The sequence below is a fragment of the Mesorhizobium sp. P3_A9 genome (assembly GCF_056402975.1).
Map to the genome: position 1 here is coordinate 1 of NZ_JBFUGJ010000191.1, position 11389 is coordinate 11389.

An 11389-nucleotide genomic window follows, 5' to 3' on the forward strand; every position below is an offset into this window, starting at 1 on the left:
CCGCAGACGTCGTCCAGGAAGAGCCGCCGGCACCCGCTCCGGTTGCCGAACTGCCCGTCGCATCCTGGGCCGGCCCCTACGCCGGTCTGAATGTTGGCTACGGCTTTAGCGGCCGTACCAAGGAAAAGGATTTCGGCGATTCGACCGACACCAAGGGCTTCGTCGGTAGCGTCTTCGGCGGCTATCAGTGGCAGCAGGAGAACTTCGTGTACGGCGGCGAAGCCGAACTCGGCTACAACGGCGTCAAGGGCGACGACAACGGCATCAACTCCAAGGGCGGCTTGGAAGGCTCGCTGCGTGCCCGTCTCGGCTACGCTGTGACCCCGGAAATCCTGCTCTATGGCACCGGCGGTCTCGCCGGCAAAAGCCTGAAGGTCGAGGATACCGTCCTCGGCGCCAGCGACACCGCTACCATGCTCGGCTGGACCGCCGGCGTCGGCACCGACATCAAGCTGACCGACAACATCTTCGGCCGTGTCGAGTACCGCTACACCGACTTCGGCTCGAAGGACTTCGACGGTATCGGCAAGGTCAAGGCCACCGACAACCGCGTCACCTTCGGCGTCGGTATGAAGTTCTAAGTCGTTCAAGCCACGACACGAAAAAGCCGGGCCTCGCGCCCGGCTTTTTTTGTGCCTGGCTGTTCTCAGCCCGGGACCGCCGACTTCAGTTCCGGAAACTTCTCGTCAAAACGCGCCGCCCAGCGGGTCAGCCGGCCACGGCCCTTTTCCCATTTGCCGGCGAAGCGCAGGGAGAGATAGCCGAGGCAGGCACGCAGCGCCATCTGACCGGCGGTGATCTTCTTCGGCAGTTTGGGCGGRTTGGCATTGAGCAGATCRAGCGCSGCGGTGATCTTCGMCCACTGGCGGTCGAGCCAGGGCTGATAGACCATCTCCTCAGGCCGGGTGCGGCGCTCATAGACCATCGACAGCGCGCTATCGCAGATACCGTCAGCCAGCGCCTCCAGCACTTCCGCTTCCAGCCGCTTGTCGGGATTGCGCGGGAATAAGCCGTTCTTCGAAATCCGGTTGAGGTGCTGGGTGATGGCGCGGCTGTCGTGAACCGAGCGGCCATCATCGAGCACCAGAACCGGGATCTTGCCGAGTGGATTGGCGCCGATCAGTTCGGCCGGTTTGTCCTCGGTCTTGACCGGCACCAGATCGAGCGCGATGCCGGCATAGGCCGCGGCCATCCTTACCTTGGAGCTGTACGGAGAGGCAGATGCATAGAGCAGCTTCGGCATGATCGGTTTCCTGTTTGCAGGCGTCCACTGTTGACTGGACAAGCGCTCGCGATCAACCGCCAGAGCGCAAAAAAACAGCGGCCAGAAACCGGTTGTGGTTTCCGCCCCAGACATCGCGACAGGCCTACAGGCTGATACGCTGGAAAACACGAGCAAGCGACGACGGCAGGCTGACGGGATTCAAACCTGCATTCGCATCTCACCAACCCCAGGCATTGCACCGGGGCCTTTGCCGATCGCAGCAGGGAGACAATCCAAAGGGCGAGCGAGGCAGCCAACCGGCGCCTCGCTTTGCTTGCCCCTCGGTCCCATCCCGATGTTCAGCCCTCAGGGCTGAACCCGCTGCCGGACTTGCTTCGATCCAGTGCGTCAGAGCGTCCTTGCCGAGTCCCGAAGGACACGCGACGCCCCAACGACCGGTCTACTTCTTGGCCGGAGCCTTCGCCTTCGCAGGCGCTGCCTTGGCCTTCGGCGCAGCGGCTTTCTTCACCGCAGGCTTTGTCGCGGCCGCTGCTGCTTTCGCGGCCGGCTTTGCTGCTGCCTTAGCGGCGGGCTTTGCCGCTGCTTTGGCAGGCGCTGCCTTCTTGGCCGCGGGTTTTGCCGCCGCCTTGGCCGCAGGCTTCTTGGCCGGTGCTGCTTTCGCGGCTGGCTTTGCTGCTGCCTTAGCGGCGGGCTTTGCCGCTGCCTTGGCGGGCGCTGCCTTCTTCACTGCGGGCTTCGCCACAGCCTTGGCTGCAGCCGGCTTCTTGGCCGGTGCTGCTTTCGCTGCGGGCTTTGCCGCCGCCTTGGCAGGCGCTGCTTTCTTCACTGCTGTTGCGGCCTTCGCCGCGACTGCTTTTGCGGGTGCTTTCTTTGCCGGTGCYTTGGATGCCGGCGCTTTAGATGACTGCTTAGCCATGTCATGCCCCTTCACGTTATGCCGATGGCCGTGAATGACCCCGGCGCGCAATGCATATCTGACTCGCGGCTCGCTAGCCAGCGAAGCAATGGTATGATTTTCTCAGCTTAAATTTTCGTTGAGATCGAGATGCGATCACACTCATCATCGCAACAATCCGTTGCTGATCTTCTGATATCGCCAGCAATTTCACACCGGCATTCTCGATGCCAGTCCACCATCGAACTCCGAAGACTAGTGAGCAACTTTACGCCTGATCGTCAGCCACGAATATCATGACCTGCCACCTCATCGCGGCGATCTTCTTCCTGCAGACGAACGGTGCATGCGGATCACGAGCGCGACGCGACGACCGATCTGACAATCACCTTGTCAAGCATGCTTCCACCGACTGCTGACAGATTGACAGAATACTCTGCATGGCAGAGTATTCTGCATTGTCACTACCGCTGCCCGAGATTGCCGAGTCATATGGCGACGGCCCAAGGCTTGCCGCATTGGAGCGCACTGATGAGTGCCGACGACATCATCCATCAGAGCACGAGGCTCAGGATCATGGCCGTCTTGAACACGCTGGAAAGGCGCGAGGCGCTGGAATTCAGCCAGTTGAAGGCCATGATCGAAGCCACTGATGGAAATCTCGGGGCGCACATCGATACGCTGGCCAGAGCGGGCTATGTCGATGTCGAAAAGCTTTTCGTCGGGCGGCGGCCGCAGACCCGGATCAGGGCAACGACAATTGGGCGGCGGGCCTTTCGCGGCCACATTGCTTATCTTCGTAAGATCATCGACATGGCCGAGCCGGCGCAACGCAAAAAATAGCACTGCGATCGAGCGAACGCCCTTAGGCTCTTTGTTTGGCGCAATTCCCCAGGGAAAGCGCTACGCAGTTTTCCTGGAATTGCTTTAGCGCGTTGCGACCACGGCAACGCCGGCGCCGATCATCACGCCGCCCGCCGCGCGGTTGACCCGTCGCACGATCTTGGGCGTGCGCAACAGATTGCGGGCACGGCCGGCGAGAAGGACATGCCCGCCGATCACCACAATCTCGACAGCCAGGATCACCGCGACGAGGACGCCGAGATGCGCTGATGTCAGCGAGGCTCCGACGACGTTGGGCAACAGCGCCACATAGAACAGCGGCATTTTCGGATTGCCGAGATTGAGCGCGACACCGGTGGCAAAGATCGTCAGCAGCCCACGCCGGCCGGAGACGGGCTGCAGCTCCGGCACGACGGGCACGGCCGTCCACAGCTTGATGCCCATCCAGATCAGATAGGCCGCTCCGCCATAACGAAGCACCGTCATAACGATCGCCATCTTGGCGGCGATGATCGACAGCCCGAAGGCAGCGAGCATCAGGAAGATGATGATACCGACCACAGTGCCGGCACCATAGGCGATGCCCGACGCCGCACCGCCGGAGATCGTGCGGGCGACGATCGTCATGTTGTCGGGGCCAGGGCTGGCGGCGAAGACGAAGAAGGCGGCCGCGAAGGCTAGGATGGTGGCAAGGTCCATGAAGGCTCCCGAAAGTGATGCGTTGCTCTCGGTGAGAGGGTTAGCCGCTTTACCTGCCGGCGATAGTCCGAAAAATTCAGGGCTTTCGTGACACCAGCAGCGCGGTTGCGGCGGATGCCGCGCCGAACAGGCAGGTGCCGCTCCAGCCCCACGCCGAATAGGCAAGCCCTGCAAGACCAGAGCCGCAGGCGCCGCCGAGAATCATCGTCGCCATGAAGATGGTGTTCAGGCGACTGCGGGCTGTCGGATCGAGAGCATGGATGCGCGCCTGGTTGGCGACCTGCGACGACTGCACGKCAAGATCGAGGATCAGCACCGCGACGATCATCGCCGCCAGCGATCCCTGGAACAGGCCAAGGATGGCGAAGGCGGCAACCGCCAGGCCGGCGCCGATCGAAACGATGACGTCTGGCCCGCGCCGGTCGGCGAAGCGGCCGGCGAGCGGAGCCGCAAACGCGCCGGCGACACCGACCAGTGCCATCAGGCCCACTGCCGTGGCGCCGAAATGATAGGGAGCGGCGTCGAAGGCAAGAGCGAGTGTCGACCAGAAGCCGATGAAGGCCGCGAAGATCAGCGCCTGCACGACGATCGCCTGCCGCAGGATGCGGTGCGTGCGTAGCAGCGTCCACAGCGAACCGAGCAGCCTGCCATAACTCAGATCGGTGACCGGCTCGACGCGCGGCAGACGCCAGGCGAGTGCCGCGCCGGTGGCAAGCATCAATGCGGCGGCGGCCGCGAAGACGGCCTGCCATCCCCATATGTCCGAGATAAAGCCGCTGACGGTGCGGGCGAGCAGGATGCCGACGAGGATGCCGCCGGTGACGATGCCAAGCACACGGCCGCGCTCATGCGCCGACGCCAGATGCACGGCGAGCGGCACGATCTGTTGCGTGACCGTGGCGAAGAGACCAATGCCGATGCCGGCGACGACCAGCCACACAAAACTGGGCGCCAATGCGGCACCGACGAGAGCGACGACCAGCGCCGCCGTCGTCGCCAGGATGAGCGAACGTCGCTCGAGCCGATCGCCGAGCGGCGCCAGAAACAGGATGCCAACGACGTTGCCCAGGTTGCCCAGTTGCGTCACGACGGGAAGCACTGACACCGCGCCGGCCGACAGAGCGAACTGATGCGCCAGCAGGCCAAGCATCGCCTGGTTGTAATAATTGTTGGCGACGGTCAGGCCCGCGGCAATTGCGAGTATGGCAAGCAGACCATTGTCGATGGCAGTGCCGCGCGTGCCGGCGGGCGTATGCATTGTCGTCACGGCTGATAGCCGAGGCAGATGGCGCCGAGTGCGACGACGGCACAGGCGCCGACCCGTCGCGGCGTCAGCGTCTCGCCGAGAAACAGCCGGCCGATGAAAGCCGCGAAGACGACGCTGGTCTCGCGGATCGCGGTGATCGGACCGGCAGGTCCGAGCGCGAAGGCCGCCACCACGACGCCATAGGCCAGAAGCGCGAACAGGCCGCCTCCCAATGCCTTCCAGGTTTCCGGGGCCCGCGGGTCGACAGCGAGCCGGCCACGACTGGCGACGAAGGTTGCCGGCAGCAAGGCGCCATAGGCGAGCAGGACCCAGGCTGTGTAGGCGCCGACATTGCCTGCCATACGAACGCCGATCGCATCGACCGTCGCATAGGCGGCAATGATTGCTCCCGTCGCCAGTGCATAGAGGATCGATGTCGTGGCGGCTCTTCCTCGTCCGAGCGAAAGACCCATGATGCCGCCACCGACAAGGGCAACGCCGACGGTCTCCAGAACGGTGAGCTGCTGGCCGGCGAGCAGGAAGCCACCGAGGGTGACGAGCAGAGGCACGCTGCCGCGAACAATCGGGTAGACCTGTCCCAATTCGCCATATCTGTAGGCCGCCACCAGAAACACGCTGTAGCCGACCTGCAGACAGGCCGAGAGCCCGACATAGGGCCAGGCCGATGTGGCGGGAAAACCGTTGAAGATTGCAAGGGGAATGGCCAGCGCCGTGCTGGAGAAGCTCATCACGGTGACGGTACACAACCTGTCGGCGCCCGTTCGCAGGAAAGCGTTCCAGCTTGCGTGCAGGATCGCCGCGAAGAGCGCGAGGCCTATGACCAGCGGGCTCATTGCGGCCTGCGCGAGGCGGCAACGATGTCCAGGGCGGCCTTGCGGGCTTCACGAAGAGCGGTATCCGCCTGCCCCATCTGCGCCATCAGGGTCGCCCCTTCGATCAGCATCAACAGCGTCGCCGCCACGTTCTCGGCCCGCCCGCGCGGCATCACCTGCGCGAGGATCGCCTGCATGCGCTGCCTCAAGCCGTTCTTCTGCCTGGCGACAGCCTCGAACACCGGATGCCGGGGATCGCCGAATTCTGCCAGCGCATGGGCGAACAGACAGCCGTGGAAATCCGGACTCCGGAACCAGCGGCCATGCCAGTCGAATATCCTGGCGATCTTCTGCTCCGGCGTGATGCTCTGCTGCGCAAGCTGGTCGAGCTGATCGTCAAACCGTCTGGCGCGATAGTCGAGCACCGCGACGATCAGCTCGTCCTTGCTGGGGAAATGCCGATACATCGTCATCTTGGCCACGTCGGCTTCGGCGATGATCCGGTCGATGCCGGTGGCATGGAAGCCGGCGCGCTTGAACAGTGCGTAGGCGGTTTCGACGAGATGCTGGCGTTTGTCGGAGAGAGGTGACGGTGTCATGGCGCGCCCAAGTGATGAGACAGGTCTGTCTCATACCTATGCGATGGATCGCACTTGCTGTCAACACGGCACGGAAAAGCCCCTGCGGCTGATTGAGCCGCAGGGGCTAAAGCAAATCGATAATCGGAAAGCTGCGTCTAGCGCAGGACGCGGCAGCGGCCGTTGTAGACCATCCAGCGGTCGAAGCCCGAGACGCAGAATTCGACATTGTCGCCGATCGAGGCAAAGCCCTGCCCTTCCTCGATCAGATACCAGATGGTCCGGTCGTGGCCGTTGGAAAGACTGACAGTGGCGCCGCAGTAACGGCGGCCGATCGGCCAGGTGTCGTTGGCCGGCAGATAGCGGTGCTGATGGATGCGGTGAAAATCGGTGATCTGCACATCCGGCAGATGCGGCACATGATGCACCTGGTAGGAGAAGCGGCTGGAAATCTTGCTCAGCACCCAGGGCTGGCTGCAGACACCGCCATCGTCGTCGGAATAGACACCAAGGTCGGCCGCCTGCACTGCCTGGGTGATACCGAGAGGCGCGGCAAGCGGGGTGCAGAGCGAAATCAGGGCGGCAAGAGCGGATTTGGCGAAGCGAGTCATGACAGCCTCTCAAGGTCGATTGCGCGCACTGTGCGGATTCGCTTGACGGCGGTCAAGCGGTTGCCGAAACAATGGTTTCCAGAAACGAGCTGGAACGTCCACCAACGTACTTACCGGCTACGCGTTCCTCTCCAGGATCAGTCTTCTGGACGAAAAGCCGGGTTGAAGACGACTTCCCAGAGATGGTCATCCGGATCCTGGAAATAGCCGGCATAGCCACCCCAAAACGTATCTTGCGCCGGCTTGACGAGGCGCGCGCCAGCGCTGATGGCCTGCGCCATCACGGCATCCACCTCGGCCTCGCTCGTGACATTGTGGCCGATGGTGAACTCGGTCGGGCTGCGGCCGGTTTGGGCGATGCCAGCGTCAACAGCGATGTTGGAGCGTTCGAAAATCGCAAACCTCAAGCCACCCTGCAGATCGAAGAAGGCAACGGCGCCGTGCTCGAACTCCTTGCCGATGATGCCTTCGGTCGGAAGCCCGAGGCCGTTTCGGTAGAAGTCGAGCGACGCCTCCAGACTATCGACACCAAGCGTGATGACACTGATGCGAGCTTTCATATGGTTTCTCCTTTCTATATTCACGATGCGCGATGTCGGTGACATCGAATGGCACCGAAAGCTTGGTGCGGTTTGCCATGGCGGGAGCGGCACGCATTGAAGATTTCGGCCAAAATGGCCGAGGCCAGAGACCGAGCCGGCGATAAGACTGTGGGTCGAGCGGACTGACAAAGGCAGACGGGATGGAAGCGGTACTGGCGCAGACCACCGGCTCTTTCCAGGAACGGCCCGCAGGGGGGCGRCTGGGTGCCGCTTTCGCGTCCATCTGGGTCCACCGCATGCGAGACCAGGACGCTCCACCTGTCGTGATAACGCCGGATGCGACGATCGACCTGCAGTGGATCGACGGCCGCTTTCGGGTCGCGGGACCGGACCGGGAGCCGCAGATCGAGATACTGCCGTCCGGAGCAACGATCGTCGGGTTCAGATTCCGGCCAGGGGCGGCCGCCGGTTGGCTGGGCGTGCCTGCCAACCGGATCGTCGGAGAACGCCTTGACCTCAGCGAGCTCTGGGGGGCGCTGGCGTGCCATCTGGCAGGCCGCATCCAGGCCACGCCCGATCTCGCCAAGCTGGTGGGACAATTGGAGGAGGCGATTGGCGCACACGCGCAAGACCACTGTGCGCCCGATGCGGTCATGGGCTTTGCCTTTGACGTTATCGACCGAGGTCTGCCAGCCGACAAGCCGCTGGTGCCTTTCCTCTTGCGCTCCTTGCATATGAGCGAACGAACGCTGCGGCGGCGTTTCGAGGAAAGTTTCGGCTACGGCCCGAAGACGCTTGACCGGATCCTGCGCTTCCACCGCTTCAGGCGCCTGCGGCAGGCATCCAGCGATACCTCAACCGCAGTGTTGGCGATCGAGGCCGGCTATGCGGACCAGGCCCATCTGATACGAGAAAGCAGGCGGCTATCCGGCATCACGCCGGCCGCGCTGGCTGCCACCGGAGTATAGCCTCGGCCGAGGCAGCCGAAGCCATGCCCGCCTACTCTCCGGCCAGCCATTCCAGCGACCAGTGCGCCGGCTTTTCCACGGCGAGCAATTTGTGCAGTGCCGGCAAAACGGTTCGCAATTCGCCTTCCAGCGTGAAGGGCGGGTTGACCACCACCATACCGCTGCCGTCGAGGCTGGGCTCGGAAGAGGCCGGCCTGATCTCGAACTCTATGTCGAGGATTTTCGGGATGCCAGATTGCTTCAGCGCCTTCCTGAAGGCGATAATCGACCGGCGGTCCTTGATCGGATACCACAGCGCATAGATGCCGCCCGGCCAGCGCTTGTGCGCTGTTACGAGCCCGTCGACGAGGCGGTCGAACTCGCCCGCCTCCTCGAAGGGCGGATCGATGAGCACCAGGCCGCGCTTCTCCTTCGGCGGCAGATGCGCGCCGAGTGCCAGCCAGCCGTCGAGCTCGATGATGCGGGCTTGAAAATCACCGGCAAACAGTGTCCTCAGCTTCGCGGCATCCTTGGGATGCAGTTCGATCGCCGACAGCCGGTCCTGCTTGCGCAGGAGRTGSCGCGCGATCAGCGGCGAGCCCGGATATTTCTGGATGCCGCCCTCGGGGTTGAGCGACCGCACCGCCTCAAGATAGGGCGCCAGCAGTGCCGCCACCGGCGCAGCGAACGAGGCGTCGATCAGCCTGCCGATGCCGCCTTGCCATTCGCCGGTCTTCTGCGCCTCGAGAGACGACAGATCGTAGCGGCCAATGCCGGCATGGGTGTCGACGACGCGAAACGCCTTGTCCTTCTGCTTCAGATACTCGAGCAGGCACGTCAGCACGACATGCTTGACGACGTCGGCGAAATTTCCGGCGTGGTAGGCGTGGCGGTAATTCACTTGGCTCCCCTGCCCCAGCGCGGCGGCGGTGGTTGCGAGTTCGGATTTTCCGGCCGGCCGCCACTGGAACGCAAGCTCAGCAAAAACCCGATCAGGCCGATCGCCATCAACGCCAAGCCGACTGGCCGCGCGCGCCTGTCGGCCTCGCCGGCGCCGGAGCGCAGGACGAGGTCGACCGCGCGCATCGGAATGTCTTCGGCATCACCCGGGCCAACAGTGAAAACATAGGGGCCGGGACTGACGGTCGCGATCACGCCGCCCTCATCGCGAAAAATCTTGTCGGGCAGCTGTGGGCTGACCTGGCGCGGGTTGTCGACATGGTTGAACTGCAACGTCGAGGCAAGCACCGTGCGACCATTGCTGGCGGCGGTCAGCGTCAACACCGTGCGCTGCTGCGAAACGATGCGTTCGGCCCGCGCGGTGAGGTCGACCAGCACCCGCACCGGTGCGTCGCGGCCGGAGAGCGACACGGTCAATGGCTTGAAGCGGCCTTGCTCATAGACGCGCCAGGTGCCGATCTCGCGGCCGGAAAAATTGGTCATCGCCCAGGGATAGATGAGGCCGACGCCGGCGCCGGCGAGCAGGATCAGGACAAACAGAAAGCGCATTCAGACAGTCACCTTGTATCGCACCTTGCTGGACAACTAGCTTGCGTTGGCGCCGTCGCGCAGGCGTTCCATCTCRTCCAGCAGCATGTCTAGGCCAAGCTCGAAKGTCKYGTCGAATTCGGCGGTGCCAAAAAARCGSCCGACGGCCATGACATTGGGAAAATCCCGGGCCAGTTGCTCGTCGCTGACCGTGTTCACAGCCGACGGMCCCTTGGCATAGCCTGCGTTCTCGTCCAGCACCGCGCCCATCAAATAATAACCGACGGCACGAAACAGCCGCGCGCTGAGTTCGGCATCGAAGCCGCCATCCCTGAACAGGCCGATAACGCCGTTCAACCAGGCAAGGCAGGTCGGCGAGTTCATGCGGTAAGTCACGAAGAAAGTGGCATAGGCCGGATGATCGCGGCCGATGCGGCGAAAATCCTCGATGGCAATGCGCATCCTTTGCCGCCATGGCAGGCTGGCGTCGGGCATTTCAAGTGCCCCGACCAGCCGGTCGACCAGCGCTTCGTGCAAATGCGCCACCGAAGGAAAGTGGTGATAAATGCTCATCGCCTCGCAGCCGAGTGCCGCCGCCAGCTTGCGCATCGAAAAGCCGGCGATCCCCTCCTTCTCGATCACCTCGAAGGCCGCGTCCTCGATCATCTCGCGCGACAGCCGGCCACGGGTTCTGGTTTTTTTTATCGATGTGTCCATGGCGCCGCTTGACAGCTTACACTGTAAGGTTCATTTTCCCCATCACCTTACATCGTAAGGCTAACAAAGACCAGAGGAGAATGTCATGTCTGCCAATCGCATTCTTTCATCCGTGCTTTCATCCATACGCCATGCCTGCCTGCTTACCGCTGCCGGCTGTGCGCTGACGCTGGCCGCCGCACCTGTCCATGCCGACGATTATGATGCAACCCTCAAGGACATCCAGTCGACCATGGGCGGCGTGCCTAGCTTTGTGAAGCAGTTTCCCAAGGCCGGTCTGCCCGGTGCCTGGGCCGAGGTCAAGGCCATCGAACTCAGCGACAAGACGGCGCTGCCGCCAAAGGTCAAGTCGCTGATCTCGCTGGCGGTGGCGGCGCAGATTCCGTGCAACTATTGCATCTGGTCGGACACGCAGGACGCCAAGCGCGCCGGCGCCACCGACGAGGAAATCCAGGAGGCCGTGGCGATAGCCGCGCTGACCCGCCACTGGAGCACCATCTTCAATGGCATGCAGGTGGATTTCGACACATTCAAGAAGGAAATGGGCGGACAGTAGGCTGTTCGGGCCCGAAGCGGGTGACCGCTTCCGGGTCGATCCATGCTCGATCGACAAGAGAATGGCGCTGCTGTTTTGTCGTTGCCCACCAGGGGACGGTCTGAGATGAAGGCCGTTCCCTGGCTCATACATTTTACGACAGTTGCGCTGGCGTGTCGTTCGGCTCACCTAGGCGATCGCGCAATGGACGGCGCGCTCTACCTATGCGC

The 11389-nt window shown here is 63.0% G+C and carries 15 protein-coding genes; 5 read left to right on the forward strand and 10 right to left on the reverse strand.

What is annotated here, in order from left to right:
• Positions 1-581 (forward strand): outer membrane protein (locus AC1DX0_RS22525; RefSeq protein WP_477356899.1); only part of this gene is annotated, 581 nt, incomplete at its 5' end.
• Between the two features lie 65 nt (positions 582-646).
• On the opposite strand, the gene AC1DX0_RS22530 is transcribed toward AC1DX0_RS22525, so the two are convergent.
• Positions 647-1243 (reverse strand): glutathione S-transferase family protein, encoded by a 597-nt coding sequence (locus tag AC1DX0_RS22530; protein ID WP_477356901.1) that lies wholly within the window; start codon positions 1241-1243, stop codon positions 647-649.
• A 461-nt stretch (positions 1244-1704) separates the two neighbouring features.
• Here AC1DX0_RS22530 and AC1DX0_RS22535 point away from each other — a divergent pair, with 461 nt between their 5' ends.
• Positions 1705-2175: a hypothetical protein gene (locus tag AC1DX0_RS22535; RefSeq protein WP_477219353.1), complete on the forward strand. Its 471-nt coding sequence runs from the start codon at positions 1705-1707 to the stop codon at positions 2173-2175.
• Positions 2176-2651: 476 nt separating this feature from the next.
• Complete coding sequence (locus AC1DX0_RS22540; protein WP_477219775.1) at positions 2652-2963, forward strand: transcriptional regulator; 312 nt, start codon at positions 2652-2654, stop codon at positions 2961-2963.
• Positions 2964-3047: 84 nt separating this feature from the next.
• Here the strand turns inward: AC1DX0_RS22540 and AC1DX0_RS22545 are convergent, their stop codons facing one another.
• From AC1DX0_RS22545 to AC1DX0_RS22570, 6 genes are all read right to left on the reverse strand, one after another.
• The gene (locus tag AC1DX0_RS22545; protein ID WP_477219354.1) at positions 3048-3662 is read right to left on the reverse strand and encodes a LysE family translocator; all 615 of its coding nucleotides are present in this window, start codon (positions 3660-3662) and stop codon (positions 3048-3050) included.
• A gap of 76 nt (positions 3663-3738) precedes the next feature.
• On the reverse strand, positions 3739-4920 hold the full coding sequence (locus AC1DX0_RS22550) for an MFS transporter (RefSeq protein WP_477356905.1): 1182 nt from the start codon (positions 4918-4920) through the stop codon (positions 3739-3741).
• 5 nt (positions 4921-4925) lie between these two features.
• On the reverse strand, positions 4926-5762 hold the full coding sequence (locus AC1DX0_RS22555; protein WP_477219356.1) for an EamA family transporter: 837 nt from the start codon (positions 5760-5762) through the stop codon (positions 4926-4928).
• Positions 5759-6340, reverse strand: coding sequence for a TetR/AcrR family transcriptional regulator (locus AC1DX0_RS22560; protein WP_477219357.1), 582 nt, complete (start codon positions 6338-6340; stop codon positions 5759-5761). The genes AC1DX0_RS22555 and AC1DX0_RS22560 overlap by 4 nt, the downstream gene beginning before the upstream one ends.
• A gap of 137 nt (positions 6341-6477) precedes the next feature.
• Complete coding sequence (locus tag AC1DX0_RS22565) at positions 6478-6930, reverse strand: hypothetical protein (protein WP_477219358.1); 453 nt, start codon at positions 6928-6930, stop codon at positions 6478-6480.
• Positions 6931-7067: 137 nt separating this feature from the next.
• Entirely contained in the window at positions 7068-7490 is a 423-nt protein-coding gene (locus AC1DX0_RS22570; RefSeq protein WP_477219359.1) for a VOC family protein, read from the reverse strand.
• A 182-nt stretch (positions 7491-7672) separates the two neighbouring features.
• Between AC1DX0_RS22570 and AC1DX0_RS22575 the strand changes: the two genes are divergently transcribed.
• Positions 7673-8440 (forward strand): AraC family transcriptional regulator, encoded by a 768-nt coding sequence (locus AC1DX0_RS22575; RefSeq protein WP_477219360.1) that lies wholly within the window; start codon positions 7673-7675, stop codon positions 8438-8440.
• Between the two features lie 31 nt (positions 8441-8471).
• On the opposite strand, the gene AC1DX0_RS22580 is transcribed toward AC1DX0_RS22575, so the two are convergent.
• Genes AC1DX0_RS22580 through AC1DX0_RS22590 form a run of 3 tightly spaced genes read right to left on the reverse strand, consistent with a single transcriptional unit; the run spans position 8472 to position 10624 of the window.
• Positions 8472-9320: a 23S rRNA (adenine(2030)-N(6))-methyltransferase RlmJ gene (locus AC1DX0_RS22580; RefSeq protein ID WP_477219361.1), complete on the reverse strand. Its 849-nt coding sequence runs from the start codon at positions 9318-9320 to the stop codon at positions 8472-8474.
• On the reverse strand, positions 9317-9928 hold the full coding sequence (locus AC1DX0_RS22585; RefSeq protein ID WP_477219362.1) for a hypothetical protein: 612 nt from the start codon (positions 9926-9928) through the stop codon (positions 9317-9319). The genes AC1DX0_RS22580 and AC1DX0_RS22585 overlap by 4 nt, the downstream gene beginning before the upstream one ends.
• Positions 9929-9964: 36 nt before the next feature.
• The gene (locus AC1DX0_RS22590) at positions 9965-10624 is read right to left on the reverse strand and encodes a TetR/AcrR family transcriptional regulator (protein ID WP_477356903.1); all 660 of its coding nucleotides are present in this window, start codon (positions 10622-10624) and stop codon (positions 9965-9967) included.
• 85 nt (positions 10625-10709) lie between these two features.
• On the opposite strand from AC1DX0_RS22590, the gene AC1DX0_RS22595 reads away from it, so the two are divergent.
• Positions 10710-11180, forward strand: a complete 471-nt coding sequence (locus tag AC1DX0_RS22595; RefSeq protein WP_477219364.1) for a carboxymuconolactone decarboxylase family protein — start codon at positions 10710-10712, stop codon at positions 11178-11180.
• Positions 11181-11389: the final 209 nt, after the last annotated feature.